Consider the following 24,154-nt stretch of genomic DNA (forward strand, 5'->3'; position numbering starts at 1 on the left):
CAGGAACGGAGAGAGCGCGTGACGCGCAGCGTGTACGTAACCGGTATCGGCAGGGGGGACGGCCGCCAGGTCGTCGAGCTGGGCGTGATGGAGCTGCTGACCCGGCAGGTGGACCGCGTCGGGGTGTTCCGGCCGCTGGTCCACGACACGCCCGACCGGATGTTCGAGCTGTTGCGCAGCCGCTACCGGCTCACCCAGGACCCGGCGACCGCCCACGGCCTGACCTACGAGGAAGCCGCCGCGCTCCAGGCCGAGCAGGGCCGGGACGCGCTCATCGCCCGCCTGGTGGACCGCTACCACCTGGTGGCCACCGAGTTCCCCACCGTGCTCGTCCTCGGCTCGGACTTCCACGAGACCAACCTCCCGGGCGAGCTCGGCATCAACGCCCGGCTGGCGAACGAGTTCGGCGCCTCGGTGATCCCCGTGGTCGGCGGCCGCGAGCAGACCGCAGACTCGGTCGTGGACGAGGTCCGCAACGCGCACCTGTCCTACACCGGCCTGGGCTGCGACATCGTCGCCATGATCGCCAACCGGGTGCCACCGGAGGTGCTGGAGGAGGCCGCGACGCGGCTGCGCCGCCGGCTCCCGGTGCCCGCGTACGTGCTGCCCGACGAGCCGGCCCTGTCGGCCCCCACGGTCGCCCAGGTCGTCGAGGCGCTCCACGCCGAGGTGCTCCTCGGTGACCACGGCGGCCTGTCCCGGGACGTGATGGGCTTCGTCTTCGGCGGCGCGATGCTGCCGACCTTCATCCGCGCGCTGACCCCCGGTTGCATGGTGATCACCCCCGGCGACCGGGCGGACCTGATCATCGGCTCGCTGGCCGCGCACTCCGCCGGTTCCCCGCCCATCGCCGGCATCCTGCTCACCCTGGACGAGGTGCCCGGCCCGGAGATCATGGCCCTGGCGGCCCGGCTGGCCCCCGGTACACCGGTCATGTCGGTGCCCACCGGCAGCTTCCCGACGGCCGCCGAGCTCTTCGCCCTGGAGGCGCGACTGGGCGCGGCCACCCCGCGCAAGGCGGAGACGGCGCTCGGGCTCTTCGAGAAGCACGTGGACGGTCCCGAGCTGACCGAGCGGCTGTCGGTGGTCCGCGGCGAGCGCGTCACCCCGATGATGTTCGAGCACGAGCTGATCGAGCGGGCCCGTACCGGACGCCGCCGGGTGGTCCTCCCCGAGGGCACCGAGGAGCGCATCCTGCACGCGGCCGAGGTCCTGCTGCGCCGGGACGTCTGCGACATCGTCCTGCTCGGCGACGAGGACGCCATCCGCAAGCGGGCAGGAGAGCTCGGCGTCAACGTCGACGTGCCCGGCTGCACCCTGACCGACCCTCAGACCTCTCCGCTGCGCGAGAACTTCGCCGAGCTCTACGCCAGGCTCCGCGCCCACCGGGGCGTCAGCTACGAGCTGGCGTACGACGTCGTGGCCGACGTCTCCTACTTCGGGACGCTGATGGTGGAGCAGGGCCTCGCCGACGGCATGGTCTCCGGCGCCGTCCACTCCACGGCGGCGACGATCCGCCCCGCCTTCGAGGTCATCAAGACCGCCCCGGGCGCAGCCATCGTCAGCTCCGTCTTCTTCATGTGCCTGGCCGACCGGGTGCTGGTGTACGGCGACTGCGCGGTCAACCCGGACCCGGACGCGGAGCAGCTGGCGGACATCGCGATCCAGTCCGCCGAGACCGCCGCCCAGTTCGGGGTCGAGCCGCGGGTGGCGATGCTCTCGTACTCCACCGGCACCTCCGGCTCGGGCGCCGACGTGGACAAGGTGCGCCGGGCCACCGAACTGGTCCGGCAGCGGCGCCCGGAGCTGCTGGTGGAGGGCCCCATCCAGTACGACGCGGCGGTCGACGCCAAGGTCGCGGCCACCAAGCTGCCGGACTCGAAGGTCGCCGGCAACGCCACCGTGCTGATCTTCCCGGACCTCAACACCGGCAACAACACCTACAAGGCGGTGCAGCGTTCGGCGGGCGCGGTGGCGGTCGGGCCGGTGCTGCAGGGCCTGCGCAAGCCCGTCAACGACCTGTCGCGCGGCGCGCTGGTCCAGGACATCGTCAACACCGTCGCCATCACGGCCATCCAGGCGCAGGGCGACCGGTGACCGGCCACCACAGGGAAGGCACCGTGACCGCTACCCGCGTCCTCGTCCTCAACTCCGGCTCCTCGTCGGTGAAGTACCAGCTGCTGGACATGGCCGACGGCAGCCGGCCGGCGGCCGGGATCGTCGAGCGGATCGGCGAACCGGGCGGGGTCGCGGACCACGCCGAGGCGCTGAAGACGGTCGCGGAGGAGCTCGCCGCCCGCGGCCTCGGCCTGGACTCCCCCGAACTGGCCGCGGTGGGCCATCGGGTCGTGCACGGCGGCACGCGCTTCACCGAGCCGACGCTGATCGACGACGAGGTGCTCGCCGCCGTCGAGGAACTGGTGCCGCTGGCCCCGCTCCACAACCCGGCGAACGTCACCGGCATCCGGGTCGCCCGCGACCTGCGCCCGGACCTGCCGCAGGTGGCCGTCTTCGACACCGCCTTCCACTCCACCATCCCCGAGCACGCCTACCGCTACGCGATCGACCGGGAGACCGCCGACGCCCACCAGGTGCGCCGCTACGGCTTCCACGGCACCTCGCACGCGTACGTCTCCCGCGCGACGGCGCGGCTGCTGGGCAGGGACCCGGCGGAGGTCAACGTCATCGTCCTGCACCTGGGCAACGGGGCCTCCGCCTCGGCCGTGCGCGGCGGGGAGTGCGTGGAGACCTCGATGGGGCTCACCCCGCTGGAGGGCCTGGTGATGGGCACCCGTTCGGGGGACCTGGACCCGGCCGTGGTCTTCCACCTGGCCCGCGTGGGCGGGATGGCGGTGGCGGAGATCGACGACCTGCTCAACAAGCGCTCCGGCCTGCTGGGCCTGTGCGGCGACAACGACATGCGGGAGATCGCCCGCCGGATGGCCGAGGGCGACGCGGCAGCCCAGCTCGCCTTCGACGTCTACGTCCACCGGCTGCGCAAGTACGTGGGCGCCTACACCGCCGTGTTGGGGCGGGTCGACGCGATCGCCTTCACGGCGGGCGTCGGCGAGAACTCCGCGGCGGTCCGGGCCGCCGCCATGGCCGGCCTGGAGGGCCTGGGCGTCGAGCTCGACGCGGTGCGCAACGCGGTGCGCGGCAGTGCCGCCCGCGTGGTGTCGGCCGCGGGCAGCCGGGTGGCGGTGGCGGTCGTCCCCACCGACGAGGAACTGGAGATCGCACAGCAGACGTACGCGCTGGTCACCGGCCGGTGACTCGTTGCGGCCACCCGGAGGCTCTACTCTATGGCCGCCGTCCGCACCGTCCATGCCTCCCCCGCACGGGAAAATTCCGGAGCGGAACAAACCCGATAGGATCGTCCTCATGCGCCGAGCGAAAATCGTCTGCACCCTGGGTCCCGCCGTCGACTCCTACGACCAGCTGAAGACGCTGGCCGAGGCCGGTATGAACGTGGCCCGCTTCAACTTCAGCCACGGCAGCCACGCCGAGCACGAGGAGCGCTACCAGCGGGTGCGCAAGGTCTCCGTGGAGACCGGACGTGCCATCGGCGTGCTGGCCGACCTCCAGGGGCCCAAGATCCGCCTGGAGACCTTCGCGGACGGTCCCGTGGAGCTGGTCGCCGGTGACGAGTTCGTCATCACCACCGAGGACGTGCCCGGTGACAGGACCATCTGCGGCACCACCTACAAGGGCCTGCCCGCCGACGTGCGCGCCGGCGACCCCGTGCTGATCAACGACGGCAACGTCGCGCTGCGCGTGATCGACGTCGAGGGCCCGCGGGTCCGCTGCCTGGTCGTCGAGGGCGGCGTCATCTCCGACCACAAGGGCATCAACCTGCCCGGCGCCGCGGTCAACGTGCCCGCCCTGTCCGAGAAGGACATCGAGGACCTGCGCTTCGCCCTGCACATGGGCGTCGACATGGTGGCGCTCTCCTTCGTCCGCGACGCCAAGGACGTCCGCGACGTCCACCGCGTCATGGACGAGGTCGGCCGCCGCGTGCCGGTCATCGCCAAGGTCGAGAAGCCGCAGGCGGTCGACAACATGGAGGACGTCGTCGCGGCCTTCGACGGCGTCATGGTGGCCCGTGGCGACCTGGCGGTGGAGTACCCGCTGGAGAAGGTCCCGATGGTGCAGAAGCGGCTGATCGAGCTCTGCCGCCGCAACGCCAAGCCGGTGATCGTCGCGACCCAGATGATGGAGTCGATGATCACCAACTCCCGTCCGACCCGCGCCGAGGCCTCCGACGTCGCCAACGCGATCCTGGACGGCACGGACGCGGTCATGCTGTCCGCCGAGTCCAGCGTCGGCAAGTACCCGATCGAGACCGTGAAGACGATGTCGCGGATCATCGAGGCGGCCGAGGTCGAACTGCTCAAGCAGGGCCTGTGGCCGCTCAACGGCCGCAAGCCGCGCACCCAGGGCGGCGCCGTCGCCCGCGCCGCGGCCGAGCTCGCGGACTACCTGGACGCCAAGACCCTGGTCGCGTTCACCAAGTCCGGCGACACCGCCCGCCGGCTGGCCCGCTACCGCGTGCCGCAGACGGTGGTGGCGTACACGACCGACGAGTCGACCCGCAACATGCTGGCGCTCACCTGGGGCGTGCAGACCACCGTCGTCCCGCACGTGAACACCACCGACGAGATGGTCGAGATCGTCAACCAGGAGATGCTGAAGCTCAGCGACTACGCCGAGGGCGACACCGTGATCATCACGGCCGGCTCCCCGCCCGGCGTCCCCGGCACCACCAACCTGGTGCGGGTCCACCACCTCGGCCACCGCGCGGTCTGACCGGCCGCCGGGCCGCCCGGAACACGGAAACGGCGGAGGGCACCTCCCCTTGCGGGGACGGCGCCCTCCGCCGTTTCCTCGTGCGGCTCCCGGAGGGGTCCTGTGCGGCGGGGCTCAGTCCGCGGTGTTGTACACGTGCATGCCGGGGAGCTTCAGCGTGCCGCCGAACTGGCCGGCCTGCTTGACCGTGACGTTGGTGAAGAAGGCGGCCGGCACGTTGATCGGGGGCGGGGTGTCCGGGGTGAACTCGATCGGGATGAGCCCGAAGAGGTTGCCCTTCAGCGACTCGGTGTACATCGTCACCGTGCCGTTGCGGATCGTCGAGGTGCTGCCCTTGCGGGCGTCCACGTGCCCGACGGTGCCGTTCGGCCCCACGACCTCCTGCTGCAGGTCCTTGATGTCCACGCCGGTGGCGGTGAACTTCAGGACCTTCTTGACCTTCCCGCTCCAGGTCTTGACCTCGACGATGCCCTTGTAGTCGAGCCCGGTCAGGGTCAGCAGGCTGCTGCGCAGGACCCACGGGTCGTCGGGCAGCAGCGACTGCGTCTCCTGGTAGGCGGCGTCCGCCAGGGCCTGCGCGTCGTGGGTCGGGCACGGGAACGGGGTCTTGCCGTCCGCCGACACGGCCGGGGAGCTCTGCGAGGGGTCCGGGGTCTGCGTCGCCTTCCCGGTGGTCTCCGAGAGCTTCTCGACGGCCTCCGACACGGTCTTCTTCAGCGTGGCGGTGGTGTCCTCGGCCTTCGTCTTCACCGTGCCCGTGGAGGCGCTCGGTTTGGGAGCGGCCGAGGTCGCGCCCGGGGCGGGCGTCGAGGTCGCCGAGGGGGCCGCCGCGGCGGGCTCCTCGCTCTTCTTGTCGAGCCCCAGCAGGTCGCCCAGGGCGTCACCGACACCCAGCGGGTCCAGCGGGTTGTTCTGCTGGGTCGCCGAGGGCGAGGCCGACGGGGTGGGCGCCGTCGTCCCCGTGCCACCGGACGAACCGCCGCCGCTCTCGTCGCCCTTGCCGCCCTCGTCACCGGAACCGGGGGAACCCGAGGGGTCGCTCGACGGGCTCCCGGACGGATCCGGGGTCGGGGTCTTGGTGCCGCCGCTCGACGGGGTGGTGCTCGGCGTCGCGGACTCCGCCGGCTCGTCGGGCTGCTCGATGCACTTCGTGCCCGAGAACGGGTTCTTCGGCAGTTCGTCGGCAGAGGCCAACCTCGGCGTCAGTCCCATGCCCATCAGGACCGCCGTCGGCATCGCGGCCAGGGCTATCGCCTTGCCCGCGGGCATCTGCAGCTTGGTCAGCAGCGACTTCCTCGGTGCCGCGTGCCGCGGCCCCGTTCTCTCACGGGTGCCGCTGCCGGCGGCGACCCCGGAAGCGGGCTGGACCTCATCACCCCGCACTGTGCCTCCCGTTCGCGTCTACGGTCTCGGCGCCGTCCGCCGGGTGCTGCGGGGCGGTCCCTGCCTGGCCGGCGGCCGGGTCGGCCGGGTACTCGCCGTAGGCCGCCGCGTAGGGGGAACCGGGCGGCGGCACGTAGCCGGCGTCACCGTCGTCACCCTTGCCGCTGCCGGGCAGTTCCGCCGGGTCCGCGCCGCCGTCGGCGGGCGGTACGCCCGGGGCCCACGAGACGGCGAGGGCACCGCCGATGAGGCCCAGCAGGAAGCCGATCAGGAAGCCGCCGAAGTTGGAGACCACCAGCGAGACCAGCGCCAGCAGGATCGACGCGACGCCCGAGAAGACCCGCACCGCCGACTGGAACCACATGGTCAGGCCGAGTACGACCAGCAGCACGCCGATGATCAGCGAACCGGACCCGGCCGTGGTGGCCATGGTCAGGCTCAGCGCGCCGAGCGAGAGATGGGCGTACGGGAAGTACGCGATGGGCAGTCCGGCCAGCAGTGTCAGCAGGCCCGCCCAGAACGGCCGCTGTCCGCGCCATACGCGGAAGCGGAACCGCCAATAGCCGAACCGGCCCCTCAGTCCGTGTGTCTCGGCGCTCATGGAAAACAGCTCCCTGGGACTGGCGTTTCTAGAAAGAGTCAGGGGTGAGGAAGGTGAGGGGCATCCCGTGCCCCCCACCCCCTCTGGTCAGGCTAGAAGCACTCGTACTTCTTGCCGGAACCGACCTTCACCGACATGCTCAGCCCGCTGAGCTTGAAGGTGCCCGCGCTGGTCGCCCACGCGGTCTGGGTCACACCGGTGAGGTGCGCCTTCCGGGCCTCCTGGGCGAAGGAACCGGGGTCGGTCTTGTCACCGGTCTTGATGCCGGGGCCCTGCTGGGTGTCACCGGCGGCGACACCGATGTTGATGTCGGTGAACTCCGCATCGGCGTCGAGCTGGTCGAGGTCGATGTAGAGGTTCTTCGCCTCGACCTTCTTGCCGTCGTTGCCGGCACCGAGCTTCAGCGTGACGTCGCCGATCGGCGTCGGCACGACCACGGACTGGCACAGTCCGGTGATCGTGGCGCTGTCGAACGCGGAGACCGCGACCGGGATCGGCTTGCCGCCGTGCTGGACGTCGATGGCTCCGTACTGGACGAAGCCGTCACCGTCCAGGTCCTGGGCGGCGACCTTGAACTGCTGGCCCGAAACGCTGAACGACGCGGCGAGCGCGCCCTGACCCAGGGCCACGCCTATCGCCGCGGTGGCCGCGACGCTCGGCACCATGACGACGGCGAACCGCTTCCATCTGGTACCGCCGCGGATGAGCGACTCCATGACTTTCCTCCTTCTCGGACGTACATCTCCGGCCGGAATCGTGGGGATTGCGGCGGGATGGGAGAAGTGCTACGTCCTCGGGAAGGAGAGCGCCGTATCGACGGCCGTCACGCGGGAAAGAGCGGACGACGCTGTCCGAAAAATCGGCGATCACCCCCGAGCGACAACCACACGGCCACGCTCTCGCGCAACCTGCTGGACAGGCCCTGCCGGACGGCAGAGACCCCCCTGCCCGCGGTCCGCGTCCACTGCTGGCACAGCATCGGCGTCCCGGCCCGGTGGGGACCCGTTCGGCGATCGGACGGCTGGATGCCGACTGCTCGGCGACGGACCGGGCTTGGCCGATCGTGGTCCATTCGGCGCCGCTGCACAAGGGGCGTCGTTACTAGCGGGTAACGGTGCGATAACCCAGGAGATATGGTCTAGACCATAACCGCTACGCTGCGTAGTTGCGATGGGGGTGTGAAAATCACCCATCAGGTGATAGATCCGGACAGAGCCCTGTCACTCTCTTACCGGAAGTAACAGCGGCCGCGCTTCATCAAGATTTGGTAAAGCGCGGCCGGTCTTGATCGAGGCTCGAAATGGCTTTCGAGGCAGGGCCACCTTATGTGATCAGGTCAGAACAGCACCCGCGCCAGCGCCGCACGCGCGGCCGTCACCCGGGGATCGTCGGACCCGATCACCTCGAACAGCTCCAGCAGCCGCAGCCGCACGGTGTCGCGGTCCTCGCCCGCGGTGCGCCGCACGGTGTCCACCAGCCGGCCGAAGGCGTCCTCGACATGGCCGCCGACCAGGTCCAGATCGGCCACGGCGATCTGCGCCGCCACGTCCGCCGGGGCGTCCGCCGCGGCCTTGCGGGCGGCCTGCGCGTCGACGCCCTGCACCCGCTGCAGCAGCTCGGCCTGCGCCAGGCCCAGCTTCGCCTCGGTGTTCGACGGGTCGTCCGAGAGCACGTTGCGGTACGCCTGGATCGCGCCACCGAGGTCGCCCTGGTCCAGTGCGTCGTGCGCGGCCGACAACACGAGCTCCTGCGGGGTGGGCGGCCGCTCCTCGGCGACCGGCACCTCGGCGTCGCCCTCGACCGGTACGCCCGTGATGCCGAAGCGCTGCTCCGCCACGGCGACCAGCTGGTCCAGCACCTCGCGGATCTGGTCCTCGGGTGCGGCGCCCTGGAAGAGCGGCATGGCCTGGCCGGCCAGCACCGCGAACACCGCGGGGATGCCCTGCACGCCGAACTGCTGCACCAGCAGCTGGTTCGCGTAAACGTCGATCTTCGCGACGACGATCCGGCCCGCGTAGGACGCGGCGAGGTACTCCAGCGTGTCCTGCAACTGCACACTCGCGTCCGCGCGGTCGGTCCAGAAGTGGACGACGACCGGGACCTCGGTGGAACGCTGCAGGACATCGCTCTCGAAGGTGGCCTCGGTGACCTCGGTCACCAGGGCGGGGGCGGCGGGCTCTCCCCCGTTGCGGGCGGCTTCCGCGCGGGCCTGCTCGGCCTTCGCCTTGGCCTCGCCGGCCGCCTTCACCGCGGCGAGGTCGACCACGCCGCTCATGGACATGTTCCGTGGCTGCATGAGACCAATCCTCCCCCCTCGTCGCGGTTCCCGGGGAATCGCCCCCCGAAAGCGCCACCTGCGGCGCGCGACGATGACGCGCTGTCCGGCGCGAGGTCCCCACCCGCGCGGCGGCCGTCACCCTTTCGATACGACCCGTAGCGTAACTGTACGGCCGCACCATACGCAACGGGGATAGGGTTCCCAGCCATGTGCGCGCGTGAAACAGGCAGAAGGACCGGACGCCCCCGCAGTGCGGAGGCCGACCGGGCGATCCTGGACGCCGCGCGGCAGGCCCTGGTCGAGCTCGGCTGGGGCAAGCTCACCATGGGGGACGTCGCGGCGCGCGCGAGGGTCGCCAAGACCACCCTCTACCGGCGCTGGGCGAACAAGAACGAACTCGCCGTGGACGCGGTCGCCGCGCTCTTCGACGAGCTCGAACTGCCCGACCGCGGCAGCCTGCGCGCCGACGTGGAGGGCGTGGTCCTGCAGTTCGCGGCCCTGCTGGAGCAGCCCGCCACCAAGACCGCGCTCATGGCGGTGGTCGCCGAGGCCACCCACGACGAGGCACTGCGGCAGCGGATCCGGGAGGCGATCGTCGACCGGCAGAAGCGCCTGGTCATCGAGGGCCGCCGGCGCGCCCAGGAGCGCGGGGAGATCCCGCCGGACGACGGCGACCCCGCGCCGCAGATCGACCTGATCTTCGACGTCATCGCGGGTGCCGTGGTGCACCGCGCGCTCGTCAGCTGCGAACCGGTGGACGCCGACTGGGCGGCCCGCTTCACCACCGTCCTGCTGGGCGGGCTCGCGGCGACGTCAACGGCCTAGCCGTCGCCGGGAGTTCGGCTTCCCTTTCCTCGATGGAGCCGCGACACCTCTTGCCCGCATGGCATGTCATCGTCATGATTACCGGCGGGTCATCTACTCGCATAGACAACCCGGCGGCCAGGCATGGCCGTTGCTCGGCGTTCCCTCGTTCCACCCTGTCAGCGCGCCCATTGATCGCTCGCCCCCAGGAGGATCGATCCACGTGAGACACCCTCACCCCGGTCGGCGCGGCGTCGTCGCCACCGTCGCCGCCTCGCTGATCGCCCTGACGGCCGCACAGAGCGCCACCGCGCTCCCCGCGACCGCCACCCCGCGTGCCCACGCCCCGTCGTCCGCCGTCACCGTGGCGGAGGAACAGGCGGCGCGCGCCATCGCCGGCTCCCTCTCCGACGCCTCATGGCGCGCCCGCGTCCGCCACGCGGCGCTGGCCTCGGACGAGGTGGCCGTCACCGAGCTCGCCGGCCCGCAGCTGCGGCCCACGCTCGCCGACGCCGACCGGCGGATCGCCGCCGCCAAGGGCCTCGGCGCGGACGTCGGTTCCCTGCTGCGGCTGCGCCTCGGGGACGACTCGATGCGCGAAGCGCTGGCCTCCGGCGTCACCCCGTGGGTGGCCGCGGCCAGTTCCGACGAGGACGTCCGCACCGTCACCGCCTACGACAGCCGGGGCCGGGCCCACCGCCTCGACGCCCGTAGCGCTCCCACCCACCCGGTGTACGTCGTCGACATCGACGGTTCCAAGGCACTGGCCGCGGGCCTGGACGTCCTCCAGTCGGAGCTGGGCCGCCAGGGCCTGACCTCGTCCGCCCGGCGCCCCGCGGCGCCGTCCTCCGCCTCGGCGGCCGCGGCCGGCTTCTGGACCACGCGCATCACCCAGGTCCGGCTCTCCGACGACGAGGAGCCGTGGGTCAAGGGCGACGCCGAGATCTACACCCTCGTCACGGGATTCGGCCAGGACGGCCTCGTGCGGGTCGACCCCGTCGACATGCCGTACCTGGACAACGACGGGACGACGTACAGCCCGAACCAGATCCTGGTCAACTGGTCGCTGTACAAGTACAACCTCGCCGACGCCGTGATGATGGAGGACGACGGCAGCACCAACTACCGCGACCTGGCCAAGGCCATCGCGGGAATCCTGCTGACCATCGCCGACCAGGGCACCTACATCCCGCTGGTGAACGCGGTCCTGGACGCCATCCCGGACGACTGGTGGACGGACGACCCGGACTACGTCGACTCCTGGTACACGCTGGCGCAGAGCGACAACGGCACCCGCTACGGCGCCCGCGGAAACGGCTGGATGACCCTCCAGCCGTACTTCGTCGAGCAGTTCTGAGCAGCGTGCCCGCCGTCTCCGGGCTCCGGGGGCGGCGGGCACGGCAGCGGGGCCCGGCGGGAACACGCAACTGTTCCCACCGGACCCCGCGTCGTTCCTCAGAAGCGCGCGGGCTCCGTGTAGCTGCCCCACTCGTCGCGCAGGGCCCCGCAGATCTCGCCCAGGGTGGCCTCGGCCCGCACCGCGTCCAGCATCGGCCCGATCATGTTGCTGCCGTCCCGGGCGGCGTTCAGCATCGCGTCCAGCGCCTTGCGGACGGCCGCGTCGTCGCGCTCGCCCTTGCGGCCGGCGAGCACGCGGACCTGCTCCCGTTCGACCTCGTGGCTGACCCGCAGGATCTCCAGGTCGCCCGTCACGGAGCCGGTGTGGCAGTTGACGCCGACGACCTTCTTGTCGCCCTTCTCCAGGGCGCGCTGGTACTCGAAGGCGGCCTCGGCGATCCGGCCGGTGAAGTAGCCGTCCTCGATGCCGCGCAGGATGCCCGAGGTGATCGGACCCACCGCGTGCCTGCCGTCCGGCACGGCGCGGGCGCCGAGCTCCTTGATCTTGTCGAAGATCTTCTCCGCGTCCGCCTCGATGCGGTCGGTCAGCGCCTCGACGTACCAGGAACCGCCCAGCGGGTCGGCCACGTTGGCGACGCCGGTCTCCTCCATCAGCACCTGCTGCGTGCGCAGCGCGATCTCCGCCGCCTGGGCGCTGGGCAGCGCCAGCGTCTCGTCCAGGGCGTTGGTGTGCAGCGAGTTGGTGCCGCCGAGGACCGCGGCCAGGGCCTCGACGGCGGTGCGGACGACGTTGTTGTACGGCTGCTGGGCGGTCAGCGAGACGCCGGCCGTCTGGGTGTGGAAGCGCAGCCACTGCGCCTTGTCGGTCTTCGCGCCGTACACGTCGCGCATCCAGCGGGCCCAGATCCGGCGCGCGGCACGGAACTTGGCGATCTCCTCGAAGAAGTCCAGGTGGGCGTCGAAGAAGAAGGACAGGCCCGGCGCGAAGGTGTCGACGTCCAGCCCGCGCGACAGGCCCAGCTCCACGTAGCCGAAGCCGTCGGCGAGGGTGTACGCGAGCTCCTGCGCGGCCGTGGATCCGGCCTCACGGATGTGGTAGCCGGAGACCGACAGCGGCTTGTACGCGGGGATGCCCGCCGCGCAGTGCTCCATCAGGTCGCCGATCAGGCGCAGGTGCGGCTCGGGGGCGAAGAGCCACTCCTTCTGCGCGATGTACTCCTTGAAGATGTCGGTCTGCAGGGTGCCGTTGAGCACGCCGGGGTCGACGCCCTGGCGCTCGGCGGCCACCAGGTACATGCAGAAGACCGGCACCGCGGGGCCGGAGATCGTCATGGAGGTGGTGACGTCGCCGAGCGGGATGTCCTTGAAGAGGATCTCCATGTCGGCGGCGGAGTCGATGGCGACACCGCAGTGGCCGACCTCACCCAGCGAGCGGGGGTCGTCGGAGTCGCGTCCCATGAGGGTGGGCATGTCGAAGGCGACGGACAGGCCGCCGCCGCCCGCCTCGAGGATCATCTTGTAGCGCTCGTTGGTCTGCTCGGCGTTGCCGAAGCCCGCGAACTGGCGGATCGTCCACGTACGGCCCCGGTAACCGGTCGCGTGCAGACCGCGCGTGAAGGGGTACTCGCCGGGCCAGCCGATCCGCTCGAAGCCGGGCACCTCGGCACCCGCGGGCGGACCGTACACGGGCTCGACCGGGTCGCCGGAGAGCGTGCTGAAGTCGGCCTCGCGCTTGCGCGCGGTGTCGTAGCGCGCCTGCCAGCGGCTGCGCCCCTCCTCGATGGCTGCAGCGTCCATGCCGTGTCTCCGCCTCTCTCGCCTTCCGGGCACGTCCCCGTACCACGAGGATGGCCCCTACAAGGCGAAAATACTAGGACGTCCTAGTATTTGTCGACGGCCAATCCTCCCGTCCCACCGAGGGAGGGGAGGAAACCGCAGGTCAGGCGGGCATCAGACCTTGACGGGTTCACCCGCGGGGACCACCAGCGGGGTGACCTCGCGGCTCACCTTGCGCTCGACGAAGAACGCGGCGGTGGGGATCGTCCCGGCCAGCAGCACCCACGCCAGCTTGCCGAGCGGCCACTTCGCCTTGGAGCCCAGGTCGAAGGCGAAGACCAGGTACAGGACGTACAGCCAGCCGTGGGCGATGCTGACGACCTTGGTGAAGCCCGCGGCGCCGTCGACCTCCAGCACGTACTTGGCGATCACGCCGATGGTCAGCAGTACCAGCAGCACGCCCGTCACGTAGGCGAGCACGCGGTACCGGGTCAGAACACTCTGCTTCATGCGGACGAGCGTAACCGGTGCGATTCCGGCGCTTCCCCCGGCCCCGGCCGTGGCGCGCGTCACTCCTCGAAGTCCCCCGCGGCTATGCGCAGCGGCCGCAGCAGGTCGAAGATCTCCGCGCACTGCTCGTCGTCGTACGCGCCGAGCCCGAACTTCATCCCCATGAGGTCCTCGGTGGCGGCCTCGCACACCTCGCGGCCCTTGACGGTGATGGAGGCGAGCGTGCCGCGCCCGTCGTTGGGGTTGGGCCGCTTGGCGACGAGGCCGGCGGCGACCAGTCGGTCGACGGTGTTGGTGACCGAGGTGGGGTGCACCATGAGGCGTTCGCCGATCTTGGACATCGGCAGCTCGCCCTCCTTGCTGAAAGCCAGCAGCACCAGGGCCTCGTAGCGCGCGAAGGTCAGCCCGTAGGGCTTGACGACGGAGTCGACCTGGGAGAGCAGGATCTGCTGGGCGCGCATGATCGACGTGATCGCGACCATCGAGGGCACGCGCCCCCAGCGCCGGGTCCAGATGTCGTCCGCACGGGCGATGGGGTCGAAGGGCAGGCTCAGCGGCTTGGGCACAGGCCCGAGCCTACCCGTCGGTCACATGCTGGGCAGCCGCGTCTCGCGGGGCGGGACGCCGCGCCTCACCGGCGCCATGGTGCGCGTGATCATACGCCGGGCTCCCGTCACACGTATTACCGCGGTGTTTCAGCCACCCGGGCCACGGATCGTGACCGGAAAACCGCCCTCCCTGGGGAGGGTTTCCCCTACCCGTGGGACGGAGTTGTCACCCTTTGGGCCGGGAGATGGCCGCATGGGCCGGCGCCGCCGTCGCGCGAACCGGCCAATGCATGAAATGCACCTGTCATTAACCCGTCGTTCGATGCGAGGCTCCTTGCCGCGCGGAACACCGCGCGCCCCCCACACCGCTCCGGGCGCCCACCTGCCCGGAGTCCTCGCCCGTCGCCCCCACGCGACGGGACCCAAGGAGTCACATTGCGCAAGAAGCTGGCATTCGGCACCCTTGCCGCCGCCTCGGCGCTCCTGGCCGGCGGTCTCCAGTCCTTCGCCGCGAACGCCCAGAGCGCCCCCACCGCTCCGGCCCTCGCCGCCTCCCACGCGCAGGCCCTGTCCGACGCCCGCGGCAAGGCCGCGGGCCTCGCCGGGAGCCTCGGGCTCGGCGACCGCGAGGGACTGACCGTCAGGGACGTCGTCGTCGACCCGGACGGCACCCGTCACCTGCGCTACGACCGCACCTACGCCGGCCTGGAGGTGCTCGGCGGCGACCTGGTGGTGCACCAGGACAAGAGCGGCGCCACCCGGTCCGTCTCGCGCGCGGTCACCGCGAGAATCGCGCCCGCCACGCTCACGCCCTCCGTCACGGCCGCGGCCGCCGAGGAGAAGGCCGCGGCGACGGTCAAGGGCCTGCTGAAGACCCCGCTCGTCAAGGGCGAGGAGCCGCTGAAGGCGGTCGGGCAGGCCGCGGCCCCCGAGAAGGTCGTCTGGGCCGTCAGCGGCACGCCCCGCCTGGCGTACCGGACCATGGTCCACGGCACCCAGGCCGACGGCACCCCCAGCGCGCTGAACGTCATCACCGACGCCGCCACCGGCGCCGTGATCCAGGCCTACGAGGGCATCCAGACCGGCAGCGGCACCGGCGTCCACGTGGGCTCGGTCCCGCTGACCACCACGAAGTCCGGCAGCACCTACACGCTCAAGGACGCGAGCCGCGGCGGCATCTACACCACGGACCTGAACAACCGCACCAGCGGCACGGGGACCACCTTCTCCGACACCGACGACGTCTGGGGCAACGGCTCCGCCTCCAACCGCCAGTCGGCCGCCGTGGACGCGCAGTTCGGCGCGGCGGCGACGTGGGACTTCTACAAGAACACCTTCAGCCGCTCCGGCATCCGCAACGACGGCAAGGGCTCCCTGTCGCGCGCCCACTACGGCAGCAACTACGTCAACGCCTTCTGGGACGACAGCTGCTTCTGCATGACCTACGGCGACGGCTCGGGCAACACCCACCCGCTGACCGCCCTCGACGTCGCGGGCCACGAGATATCCCACGGCGTCACCAGCGCCACGGCCGGTCTGACGTACTCCGGCGAGTCCGGCGGCCTCAACGAGGCCACCTCCGACATCTTCGGCACCATGGTGGAGTTCTACGCCAACCTCGCCTCCGACACCCCCGACTACCTCATCGGCGAGAAGATCGACATCAACGGCGACGGCAGCCCGCTGCGGTACATGGACAAGCCGTCCAAGGACGGTGCCTCCGCCGACTACTGGTCGTCCTCGGTGAAGAACCTCGACGTCCACTACTCGTCGGGCGTGGCCAACCACTTCTTCTACCTGCTCTCCGAGGGCAGCGGCGCCAAGACCATCAACGGCGTCAGCTACAACAGCCCGACGAAGAACGGCTCCACCGTCACCGGCATCGGCCGCGCCAAGGCCGCCGCCATCTGGTACCGCGCGCTGACGGTGTACTTCACCTCGTCCACCAACTACACCAAGGCCCGCACCGCGACCCTGAACGCGGCCAAGGACCTGTACGGCAGCGGCTCCGCCGAGTACAACGCGGTCGCCGCCGCGTGGACCGGGGTCAACGTCAGCTGACCCGGGACCGGTTGACCCGACCGGCACCCCCATCACTCGTGGTGCCGCGGACCGCCCCATACGGTCCGCGGCACCACGAGCACGCGTATCCGCCCCGGCCGCCCTCACACCCCGCCGGCCGGAGCAGTCCCCCGCACCCGCGCCAGCACCAGCAGGACGCACACCGTCCCCACACCCCCCGCCACCGCCGTCACCGCGTGCGGCCGGACGAACTCCGCCGCCGCACCCGCCACCGCCATCCCCAGACCCTGGATCGTCATCAACCCCGCCGACTGCAACGTCATCGCCCGCCCCCGCAACCCCTCCGGCACCGCCGCCACGAACCATTGAGCTGAACCTCCCCCGGCCGCCCTCGCACCGCTCGGCCCCAAGGGGCCTCACGGGCTTCGGACGCCTGCGCCGGGCTCCGCCCGGCCCCCTCACGCGCCGCCGACGGCAGTCCCCCGCACGCGCGCCAGCACCAGCAGGACGCACACCGTCCCCACACCCCCCGCCACCGCCGTCACCGCGTGCGGCCGGACGAACTCCGCCGCCGCACCCGCCACCGCCATCCCCAGACCCTGGATCGTCATCAACCCCGCCGACTGCAACGTCATCGCCCGCCCCCGCAACCCCTCCGGCACCGCCGCCACGAACCATTGATCGAGGCCGAGGGTGTAGGCGGCCGTCAGGCCCGTGGTGAACATCGCGGCGACGGCCAGGGGCAGCGAGGGGCGCAGGGCGAAGAGTGCGTACGGGAGGAGGGAGCACGCGGCGAGGGGGACGGTGAGGCGGGCGCGGGCGGCCGGGGGCAGGAAGGCGCCCGCGAGGAGTTCGCCGAGGACGGTGCCGACGGGCATCGCGGCCATGAAGAGGCCGAGGCCCGGGGTGCCGGCGCCGATGGAGTCGGTGTACGGGGCCGCGAGCGCCTCCGGGAACACCACGAAGAACGGCTGGATCCAGCAGAGCAGCAGCAGGGACCGCACCCGGGGGTCCCGCAGCAGACGGCCGCTGCCGCCGGCGGAGCGCGCCGCGCCGCCGCCGCGCGCGGGGCGCCGCGCGGTGCCGAGGCGCAGCAGCAGGGCGGAGCCCAGGAAGGCCGCCACGGTGATCGCCAGCGCGGCCCGGGGCGGCAGGAGGACCAGCAGGAACCCGCCGACGCCGAAGCCCACGATCTGCGCGCCCTGGGCGACCATGCGGATCAGGGACCGGCCCAGCACGAAGGTGTCACCGGGCAGGATGTCGGCCAGGCTCGCGGCCCGGGTGCCGGTGAACACCGGGGCGATCATCGCCATCACGCACCGCAGGCCGAGCAGGACCGCGATCGGCGTCCCGGGCAGCACCATCCCGGCCGCGCACGCCGCGCACAGCAGGTCGCACACGACGAGCACCCGGCGCGGCGGGAAGCGGTCGGAGATCCCGGCGAGCAGGGTGCCGCTGAGCGCGTAGGGCACGAAGCCGAGCGCGAAGGTGAGCGCGGTCAGCAGCGGCGACCCGGTGAGCCGGAACACCAGCACGGACAGCGCGATCTCGGCGACCACGGTGCCCTGGAGCGACAGTACGTGTGCCGCGAAGACAGCCCGGAACTCCCGTACGGCGAAGACCGCGCGGTAGCCGCGCCCGGCGGCCGGGCCCGCCGCGGTGGTGTCGGTGTTCAGCGTCATGGGCGCAGCCTGGCGGCCGGGACGGGGCACGCCGTAGTGTTTCGGCTCCAGCCGAAAGTCGAGGAGCAGGGGTCTGCCGTGCCGTTCCGCATGCGCTTCGGACCGGACGACCTGCTGCGCTGCCGGTTCGCGATCTCCCCGCTGTGGGAGACCGAGGGGGCCGTCCGCACCCTGAAGGAGCCCGGGCTGCAGACCTACCACGTGCCGTGGCTGCGGCAGACCCGTGAGGCGGCCCGGGCACTCGACCTCACCCCGCTGTGGCTGCTGATGCCCCGCCCCGGCCACAACCCGGACTTCCTCTGCCCGCCCCCGCTGGGCCCGTCGGCGGCCATCGAGGACGAGCTCGCCCGGGTGCGGGCCACCGATCCGGAGGTCGCCCGGCAGGACATGGCCCGTTCGCTGGCGGACACCCCGGGCACCGCCGACAGCCCGCGCGGCCGGGCGATGCTGGCCGACCCGGCGCGCGCGGTGCGGGAACTGGCGGATCTGTACGAACGGGCCTGGGAGACGCTGGTGGCCCCGTACTGGCCCCGGTTGCGTGCCGTGCTGGAGGCCGACATCGCCTTCCGCGCGCGCCGGCTGGCGGACGGCGGGCTGACGGGCCTCTTCGCCGACCTCCATCCCTCGCTGAGCTGGGCGGACGGCACCCTCACGCTGCACAAGCCGACGGAGCACGACCGGGACCTGGGCGGCGACGGCCTGGTCCTGGCGCCCAGCGTCTTCGTGTGGCCGGACCTCGCGGCGGGCTTCGACCCGCCCTGGCAGGGCACCGTCGTCTATCCGGCGCGCGGCATCGGCGGCCTGTGGCAGACCCCGCAGGCCGCCTCCGAGGCCCTGGTGCGGCTGCTCGGCGCCAACCGCGCGGCCATCCTCGGCGGCCTGGGCGAGCCGGCGACCACGACCGCGCTCGCCCACCGGCACGGCCTCGCGGTGTCGTCGGTGTCGGCGCACCTGTCGGTCCTGCGGGACGCGGGTCTGCTCACCTCGCGCCGCTACGGCCACCAGGTGCTGTACGAGCGCACCCCGCTGGGCAGCGCGCTGGCCGGCGACTGACCGCCGGGACGCACGACGCCGCGGGGTGCGGTGCGGCTACTGCGCGAGGTGCCGTTCGACGGTCTCGACCTTGGAGGTGAGCCCGTCGGTGACACCGGGCCGGATGTCGGCCTTGAGGACCACCGAGACGCGCGGTGCCCGGGCCTCGACGGCTGCCACGGCGCGCTTGACGACGTCCATGACCTCGTCCCATTCGCCCTCGATGGAGGTGAACATCGCGTCGGTGTGGTTGGGCAGCCCCGACTCGCGGACCACACGGACCGCGTCGGCCACGTACGCGCCGACGTCCTCGCCGACGCCGAGCGGGGTGACGGAGAAGGCGACGATCACGCCTCGACCACGCCTTCCTTGAGCTCCTTGCGCGCGCGGGCGGCGATGACGCCGGCCTCGGCCTCGCGGCGGAGCCTGCGCTCGGCGAAGAAGCCGCCGGTGGGGAGGACGGAGAGCACGAAGTACAGCGCGGCGCGGCCGAGCGGCCACTTGGCGCGGTTCCAGGCGTCCAGCCAGAACAGGACGTAGAGCACGAAGAGGATGCCGTGGATCATGCCCATGACGGGGACCGCGTTGAAGTCCGTGGTGCGCTTGAGCACCGAGCAGACCAGCAGGAGCAGGAAGGAGACCGCCTCTGGGGCGGAGACCAGGCGGAGCCGGTTCAGGGCGGAGGCGGTCTTGATGTCCACGGGACCTCACTATCGGGACAGGGACTGCGGCGGGCGTGGGCACTGCGATGCGATCGGAGCGTTTGTGAATGCGATCACAAGTGTTCGGTCCATTATCACCCGGCCCTCCCGCCGCCCCGCCCCCGGGGCCCCCGGGGGAACAGGTGAACCAACGGCGCGCGGGACGCGTCCCCCTCCACGACGGAAGACGAACCGCCCTCTCGAGGAAGAAGCGGGATGAAGCTGGACTGGGACCGCCGGCACTGCGCCCGGCGCGGGCACATCACGTACGCGCCCGACGAGGCGCACCTGCGGGAGCGGCTGCGCGCCGACACCGCGCTGGGAGAGGTGTGGCGCTGCCTGCGCTGCGGCGACTTCGCCCTGGGTGCGCCGCACGGCTCGGGTCCGGCCGACCGGGCGCCCGAGGTGCCGCGCGGCCGGGCGCTGCGCGACCTGTTCATCCTGCGCTTCCTGGCGGTCGAGCGGCTGCTGCGGGGGGTGTTCATCGTCGTCGCGGCCTGGGCGGTGTGGCGGTTCAGCAACTCGCAGGACTCGGTGCGCCGGTTCTTCGAGGAGAACCTCGCCGTCTTCCGCCCGGTCTTCCGGCACTTCCACTACGACCTCGACCACTCCCCCGTCGTGGACACCATCCGCCGCACCTTCGAGTACCGGCACTCGACGCTGCTGATCGTCGCGGGCGCGCTGCTCGCGTACGCGGTGATCGAGATCGTCGAGGCCGTCGGCCTGTGGGCGGCCAAGCGGTGGGCGGAGTACCTGACGGTGGTGGCGACCGCGGCCTTCCTGCCGCTGGAGGTCTGGGAGCTCACCGAGAAGGTGAGCTACCTCAAGATCGGCACGCTGGTCCTCAACGTCCTGGCCGTCCTCTACATCCTGCTCTCCAAGCGGCTGTTCGGGCTGCGCGGCGGCCACGCGGCCTTCGAGGCCGAGCGCCGCGGCGCCTCGCTGCTGGAGGTCGAGGAGGCGGCGGGAGCGCCGCACGGAACCACTGCACCCCATGTGACGAGGACCCTGGTGACGGGTTCCTCCCGGACGGATACGGTCTGACCCGTGGCTCAGTTTCGATTGCAGGGCAGCAAGGTGCTCGCCGTGGACATGGCCGGCGACGCCGTCAAGGCGAAGAACGGCTCGATGGTCGCGTACGACGGCCAGATGAGCTTCAAGAAGATGTCCGGGGGCGGTGAGGGCCTGCGCGGCATGGTCACCCGGCGGCTGACCGGGGAGTCGATGGAGGTCATGGAGGTGCGCGGGCAGGGCACCTGCTACTTCGCCGACCGCGCGAGCGAGATCAACCTCGTACGCCTGAACGGGGAGAAGCTGTACGTCGAGGCCAGCAACCTGCTCGCCACCGAGGCGACGCTGCGCACCGGCACCACCTTCACCGGCCTGCGCGGTGCGTCGCAGGGCAACGGCCTGTTCACCACCACGGTGGAGGGCGTCGGCCAGGCGGCGATCACCTCCGACGGCCCGGCCGTGGTGCTGCGCGTCGCCCCCGGCCTGCCGCTGCAGGTGGACCCGGGCGCGTACGTGGCGCACACCGGCAACCTCCAGCAGCACTTCCAGGCCGGCATCAGCTGGCGCTCGGTGATCGGCGAGTCGGGCGGCGAGTCCTTCCAGATCCGCTTCGAGGGCGACGGCCTGGTGTACGTCCAGCCCAGCGAGCGCAACACCATCGGGGGGCAGGTCTGATGCCGTTCACCCGCGTCAACTCCAAGATGGTCGAGGCCCAGGTGCTGCCTGGCCAGCGGCTGTTCAGCCAGCGCGGCGCGATGCTGGCCTACCGGGGGAACGTGAGCTTCACCCCGAACGTGCAGGGCGGCCAGGGCGGCATCGGCTCGATGATCGGCCGCCGGCTCGCCAACGAGGCGACCCCGCTGATGACCGTCGAGGGCCACGGCTCGGTGATGTTCGGCCACGGTGGCCACCACGTGCACTGCGTCGACCTGACCGGCGACACCCTGTACGTCGAGGCGGACCGGCTGCTGGCCTTCGACGGCTCGCTGCGGCAGGGCACGATGTTCATGGGGTCCCAGGGCGGCGTCATGGGCGTCATCCGCGGTCAGGTCACCGGCCAGGGCCTGTTCACCACGACCCTGCAGGGGCACGGCGCGGTCGCGGTGATGGCCCACGGCGGCGTCATCGAGCTGCCGATCACCCCGCAGCGCCCGGTGCACGTCGACCCCCAGGCGTACGTCGCCCACCGCGGCGACGTACGCAACAAGCTGTCCACCGCGCTCGGCTGGCGCGACATGGTGGGCCGCGGTTCCGGCGAGGCGTTCCAGCTGGAGCTGTCGGGGCAGGGCACGGTCTACGTGCAGGCGAGTGAGGAGAAGCTGTGAGCACCGGACCCGTCGTCCACGACCCGTACACCCTGCCGGTCGACGACAACGTCAACCCCTACGCCTTCAGCGTCGACCTGAAGGGCCAGTGGTTCCTGCAGAAGGGGAAGATGATCGCCTACTACGGGCAGATCAGCTTCCACGGCATCGGCCACGGCGCCCTCGACGGCCTGATCCGCAGCAACTTCCACTCCCCGCTGCACGCCTCGGACTGGGTGGTCGCCGAGGGCCAGGGAAAGATGATCCTCGCCGACCGGGCGTTCGACGTGAACTCCTTCGACCTGGAGGACGGCAACCTGACCATCCGGTCGGGCAACCTGCTGGCCTTCCAGCCGGGCCTGTCGCTCAAGCAGTCGATCATCCCGGGCTTCCTCACCCTGATCGGCACGGGGAAGTTCGTGGCGGCCTCCAACGGCGCCGTGCACTTCGTCGAGCCCCCGGTCCGCGTCGACCCGCAGGCGCTGGTGGGATGGGCGGACTGCCCCTCCCCCTGCCACCATTACGACCACGGGTACATGCGCGGCGTACTGGGCGGCCTGCGGGCGCTGACCGGCGTCGGCGGCACCTCGGGCGAGGAGCACCAGTTCGAGTTCGTCGGCGCGGGGCAGGTGCTGCTCCAGTCGAGCGAGGTGCTCATGGCCGAGCAGGCCACGGGCGCGGTCCCGCACGAGGCCGGCGTCCCGGGCGGCGGAGCGGGCGCCCCGGGCATGCCGCAGGGCGTGCCGAGGCTCCCGGGACAGCTCGGGGACCTGCAGCGCCGCTTCGGTCTGTGAACCTACCGACACGTATCGGGACCCCAAATAATCCGGATTTCAACTTTCTGGGTATAATTCCATCATGGAGACAGAGACCGGCACCCTTTGGCTGACCGCCGACGAGCAGCGCACCTGGCGCATCCACCTGGAGGTCAGCAAGTTGCTGACCCACCAGCTCGAACGGGACCTGCAGCCGTTCGGTCTGACGTACAACGACTACGAGATCCTGGTGAACCTCTCGGAGTCGCCCGAGCACCGCATGCGGATGAGCGACCTGGCCCGTGCCACCCTGCAGTCCAAGAGCCGGCTGTCCCACCAGATCAGCCGGATGGAGACCGCGGGCCTGGTCCGCCGCGAGAACTGCGAGTCCGACCGGCGCGGGCTGTTCGCCGTCCTCACCGAGGACGGCTGGGAGACCATGCGCAAGGTCGCCCCGCACCACGTCGTCGCCGTCCGGGAACACTTCATCGACCTGCTCCCGGGCGAGGACCTGGCAGCACTGCGCAAGGCCCTCCACCCCGTCGCGGACCACCTGCGCGCGGTGCGCGGCAAGGCCTGACCCACCCCGGCGGCCTGTTCGCCCGCGCCCCGGGGCGCGGGCCTCAGGCCTGCTCGGTGAGGCCGGCGACCAGTTCGTCGGCGGCGGCGTACGGGTCCAGCTCGCCCGCGACGATGCGCTCCGCGAGCGCGCCGAGGCGGCGGTCGCCGTGGAGGTCGCCGATGCGCTCGCGCAGCCTGGTGACGGCGATGTGCTCGACCTCCAGGGCGGCGCGGCGCAGCCGGCGCTCCGCGAGCACGCCGTGCTCCTCCATCCAGGCGCGGTGCTTCTCCAGGGACTCGACCACCTCGTCGATGCCCTCGCCGCGGGCGGCGACCGTCTTGACGATCGGGGGGCGCCAGTCGCCCGGCCCGCGGGCCTCGCCCAGGCCCAGCATGTGGTTGAGCTCGCGGGCGGTCGCCTCGGCACCGTCCCGGTCGGCCTTGTTGACGACGTACACGTCGCCGATCTCGAGGATGCCGGCCTTCGCCGCCTGGATGCCGTCGCCCATGCCCGGCGCGAGCAGCACCACGCAGGTGTCGGCCTGGGCGGCGATCTCCACCTCGGACTGGCCGACGCCGACCGTCTCCACCAGGATCACGTCGCAGCCGGCCGCGTCGAGCACGCGGATCGCCTGCGGCGCCGCCCAGGCCAGACCGCCCAGGTGGCCGCGGGTGGCCATGGAGCGGATGTAGACGCCGGGGTCGGAGGCGTGGTCGCTCATCCGGACCCGGTCGCCGAGCAGGGCTCCCCCGCTGAACGGCGAGGAGGGGTCCACGGCCAGCACCCCGACCCGCTTCCCGGCCCGCCGGTACGCCGAGACCAGCGCGGACGTCGACGTGGACTTGCCGACGCCCGGCGAGCCGGTCAGGCCGACCACGTACGCGCCACCGGTCAGCGGCGCGAGCGCGGCCATCACCTCCCGCAGCTGCGGGGACGCCCCCTCCACCAGCGAGATCAGCCGGGCGACCGCCCTCGGGCGACCCTGCCGTGCCTGCTCCACCAGCGTGGGGACGTCCATCG

23 protein-coding genes and 1 pseudogene are annotated in these 24,154 nt (G+C 71.7%); 12 read left to right on the forward strand and 12 right to left on the reverse strand.

Annotation, left to right across the window (positions count from 1 at the left end):
• Positions 1–18: 18 nt before the first annotated feature.
• The 3 genes from pta to pyk all read left to right on the forward strand — a co-directional run bounded on the left by pta (position 19) and on the right by pyk (position 4,806).
• Positions 19–2,097, forward strand: coding sequence for a phosphate acetyltransferase (pta, locus tag OG937_16160; protein ID WUD73115.1), 2,079 nt, complete (start codon positions 19–21; stop codon positions 2,095–2,097).
• A gap of 23 nt (positions 2,098–2,120) precedes the next feature.
• Complete coding sequence (locus tag OG937_16165) at positions 2,121–3,272, forward strand: acetate kinase (protein ID WUD73116.1); 1,152 nt, start codon at positions 2,121–2,123, stop codon at positions 3,270–3,272.
• A gap of 109 nt (positions 3,273–3,381) precedes the next feature.
• Positions 3,382–4,806, forward strand: coding sequence for a pyruvate kinase (gene pyk, locus OG937_16170; protein ID WUD73117.1), 1,425 nt, complete (start codon positions 3,382–3,384; stop codon positions 4,804–4,806).
• A 114-nt stretch (positions 4,807–4,920) separates the two neighbouring features.
• Here pyk and OG937_16175 read toward each other — a convergent pair whose 3' ends face one another.
• The 4 genes from OG937_16175 to OG937_16190 form a co-directional block, all read right to left on the reverse strand.
• Complete coding sequence (locus tag OG937_16175) at positions 4,921–6,189, reverse strand: hydrogenase expression protein HypF (GenBank protein WUD73118.1); 1,269 nt, start codon at positions 6,187–6,189, stop codon at positions 4,921–4,923.
• Positions 6,179–6,790 (reverse strand): DUF6114 domain-containing protein, encoded by a 612-nt coding sequence (locus OG937_16180; GenBank protein WUD73119.1) that lies wholly within the window; start codon positions 6,788–6,790, stop codon positions 6,179–6,181. Before OG937_16180 ends, OG937_16175 begins: the two co-directional genes overlap by 11 nt.
• Before the next feature lie 92 nt (positions 6,791–6,882).
• Positions 6,883–7,506: a DUF6230 family protein gene (locus OG937_16185; protein ID WUD73120.1), complete on the reverse strand. Its 624-nt coding sequence runs from the start codon at positions 7,504–7,506 to the stop codon at positions 6,883–6,885.
• A 620-nt stretch (positions 7,507–8,126) separates the two neighbouring features.
• Positions 8,127–9,086 carry a tetratricopeptide repeat protein gene (locus tag OG937_16190; GenBank protein ID WUD73121.1) on the reverse strand — a complete coding sequence of 320 codons (960 nt, stop codon included), beginning with the start codon at positions 9,084–9,086 and terminating at the stop codon, positions 8,127–8,129.
• Positions 9,087–9,275: 189 nt separating this feature from the next.
• Between OG937_16190 and OG937_16195 the strand changes: the two genes are divergently transcribed.
• Positions 9,276–9,893, forward strand: a complete 618-nt coding sequence (locus OG937_16195) for a TetR/AcrR family transcriptional regulator (protein ID WUD73122.1) — start codon at positions 9,276–9,278, stop codon at positions 9,891–9,893.
• Positions 9,894–10,095: 202 nt separating this feature from the next.
• Positions 10,096–11,229 (forward strand): DUF3103 domain-containing protein, encoded by a 1,134-nt coding sequence (locus OG937_16200; GenBank protein WUD73123.1) that lies wholly within the window; start codon positions 10,096–10,098, stop codon positions 11,227–11,229.
• Positions 11,230–11,327: 98 nt separating this feature from the next.
• Here OG937_16200 and OG937_16205 read toward each other — a convergent pair whose 3' ends face one another.
• The 3 genes from OG937_16205 to OG937_16215 all read right to left on the reverse strand — a co-directional run bounded on the left by OG937_16205 (position 11,328) and on the right by OG937_16215 (position 14,083).
• Positions 11,328–13,028: a methylmalonyl-CoA mutase family protein gene (locus OG937_16205; protein WUD73124.1), complete on the reverse strand. Its 1,701-nt coding sequence runs from the start codon at positions 13,026–13,028 to the stop codon at positions 11,328–11,330.
• Between the two features lie 153 nt (positions 13,029–13,181).
• Positions 13,182–13,517, reverse strand: coding sequence for a DUF3817 domain-containing protein (locus OG937_16210; GenBank protein WUD73125.1), 336 nt, complete (start codon positions 13,515–13,517; stop codon positions 13,182–13,184).
• 59 nt (positions 13,518–13,576) lie between these two features.
• Positions 13,577–14,083, reverse strand: coding sequence for a MarR family transcriptional regulator (locus OG937_16215; GenBank protein WUD73126.1), 507 nt, complete (start codon positions 14,081–14,083; stop codon positions 13,577–13,579).
• Between the two features lie 417 nt (positions 14,084–14,500).
• Between OG937_16215 and OG937_16220 the strand changes: the two genes are divergently transcribed.
• Positions 14,501–16,126, forward strand: coding sequence for a M4 family metallopeptidase (locus OG937_16220; GenBank protein WUD73127.1), 1,626 nt, complete (start codon positions 14,501–14,503; stop codon positions 16,124–16,126).
• Between the two features lie 104 nt (positions 16,127–16,230).
• Here OG937_16220 and OG937_16225 read toward each other — a convergent pair.
• Together OG937_16225 and OG937_16230 are read right to left on the reverse strand one after the other, a co-directional pair.
• A pseudogene (locus tag OG937_16225) lies at positions 16,231–16,455 on the reverse strand (MFS transporter).
• A 90-nt stretch (positions 16,456–16,545) separates the two neighbouring features.
• A complete protein-coding gene (locus tag OG937_16230) occupies positions 16,546–17,769 on the reverse strand; it encodes an MFS transporter (protein ID WUD73128.1) in 1,224 nt (407 codons plus the stop codon).
• A gap of 78 nt (positions 17,770–17,847) precedes the next feature.
• Between OG937_16230 and OG937_16235 the strand changes: the two genes are divergently transcribed.
• Positions 17,848–18,822, forward strand: a complete 975-nt coding sequence (locus OG937_16235; GenBank protein ID WUD73129.1) for a helix-turn-helix domain-containing protein — start codon at positions 17,848–17,850, stop codon at positions 18,820–18,822.
• Positions 18,823–18,858: 36 nt separating this feature from the next.
• Here OG937_16235 and OG937_16240 read toward each other — a convergent pair whose 3' ends face one another.
• Entirely contained in the window at positions 18,859–19,152 is a 294-nt protein-coding gene (locus OG937_16240) for an MTH1187 family thiamine-binding protein (protein ID WUD73130.1), read from the reverse strand.
• A complete protein-coding gene (locus OG937_16245) occupies positions 19,149–19,502 on the reverse strand; it encodes a DUF3817 domain-containing protein (protein WUD73131.1) in 354 nt (117 codons plus the stop codon). The genes OG937_16240 and OG937_16245 overlap by 4 nt, the downstream gene beginning before the upstream one ends.
• Before the next feature lie 216 nt (positions 19,503–19,718).
• Between OG937_16245 and OG937_16250 the strand changes: the two genes are divergently transcribed.
• The 5 genes from OG937_16250 to OG937_16270 all read left to right on the forward strand — a co-directional run bounded on the left by OG937_16250 (position 19,719) and on the right by OG937_16270 (position 23,152).
• Positions 19,719–20,546, forward strand: coding sequence for a DUF2127 domain-containing protein (locus OG937_16250; GenBank protein WUD73132.1), 828 nt, complete (start codon positions 19,719–19,721; stop codon positions 20,544–20,546).
• Between the two features lie 3 nt (positions 20,547–20,549).
• A complete protein-coding gene (locus tag OG937_16255) occupies positions 20,550–21,188 on the forward strand; it encodes an AIM24 family protein (protein ID WUD73133.1) in 639 nt (212 codons plus the stop codon).
• On the forward strand, positions 21,188–21,838 hold the full coding sequence (locus OG937_16260) for an AIM24 family protein (protein ID WUD73134.1): 651 nt from the start codon (positions 21,188–21,190) through the stop codon (positions 21,836–21,838). Before OG937_16255 ends, OG937_16260 begins: the two co-directional genes overlap by 1 nt.
• Positions 21,835–22,611: an AIM24 family protein gene (locus OG937_16265; protein WUD73135.1), complete on the forward strand. Its 777-nt coding sequence runs from the start codon at positions 21,835–21,837 to the stop codon at positions 22,609–22,611. The genes OG937_16260 and OG937_16265 overlap by 4 nt, the downstream gene beginning before the upstream one ends.
• A 64-nt stretch (positions 22,612–22,675) precedes the next feature.
• A complete protein-coding gene (locus tag OG937_16270) occupies positions 22,676–23,152 on the forward strand; it encodes a MarR family transcriptional regulator (GenBank protein ID WUD73136.1) in 477 nt (158 codons plus the stop codon).
• A gap of 43 nt (positions 23,153–23,195) precedes the next feature.
• On the opposite strand, the gene meaB is transcribed toward OG937_16270, so the two are convergent.
• Complete coding sequence (meaB, locus tag OG937_16275; protein ID WUD73137.1) at positions 23,196–24,152, reverse strand: methylmalonyl Co-A mutase-associated GTPase MeaB; 957 nt, start codon at positions 24,150–24,152, stop codon at positions 23,196–23,198.
• Between the last annotated feature and the right edge of the window lie 2 nt (positions 24,153–24,154).

The sequence above is a fragment of the Streptomyces sp. NBC_00510 genome, assembly GCA_036013505.1.
In the GTDB taxonomy this organism is placed as follows: domain Bacteria; phylum Actinomycetota; class Actinomycetes; order Streptomycetales; family Streptomycetaceae; genus Actinacidiphila.

Bases quoted from the DNA above. Each gene is read 5' to 3' on its own strand.
- pyk (WUD73117.1), top strand. From the start codon at position 3,382: ATGCGCCGAGCGAAAATCGTCTGCACCCTGGGTCCCGCCGTCGACTCC.
- OG937_16180 (WUD73119.1), bottom strand. From the start codon at position 6,790: ATGAGCGCCGAGACACACGGACTGAGGGGCCGGTTCGGCTATTGGCGG.
- OG937_16185 (WUD73120.1), bottom strand. From the start codon at position 7,506: ATGGAGTCGCTCATCCGCGGCGGTACCAGATGGAAGCGGTTCGCCGTC.
- OG937_16190 (WUD73121.1), bottom strand. From the start codon at position 9,086: ATGCAGCCACGGAACATGTCCATGAGCGGCGTGGTCGACCTCGCCGCG.
- OG937_16195 (WUD73122.1), top strand. From the start codon at position 9,276: ATGTGCGCGCGTGAAACAGGCAGAAGGACCGGACGCCCCCGCAGTGCG.
- OG937_16205 (WUD73124.1), bottom strand. From the start codon at position 13,028: ATGGACGCTGCAGCCATCGAGGAGGGGCGCAGCCGCTGGCAGGCGCGC.
- OG937_16210 (WUD73125.1), bottom strand. From the start codon at position 13,517: ATGAAGCAGAGTGTTCTGACCCGGTACCGCGTGCTCGCCTACGTGACG.
- OG937_16230 (WUD73128.1), bottom strand. From the start codon at position 17,769: ATGACGCTGAACACCGACACCACCGCGGCGGGCCCGGCCGCCGGGCGC.
- OG937_16250 (WUD73132.1), top strand. From the start codon at position 19,719: ATGAAGCTGGACTGGGACCGCCGGCACTGCGCCCGGCGCGGGCACATC.
- OG937_16260 (WUD73134.1), top strand. From the start codon at position 21,188: ATGCCGTTCACCCGCGTCAACTCCAAGATGGTCGAGGCCCAGGTGCTG.
- OG937_16270 (WUD73136.1), top strand. From the start codon at position 22,676: ATGGAGACAGAGACCGGCACCCTTTGGCTGACCGCCGACGAGCAGCGC.
- meaB (WUD73137.1), bottom strand. From the start codon at position 24,152: ATGGACGTCCCCACGCTGGTGGAGCAGGCACGGCAGGGTCGCCCGAGG.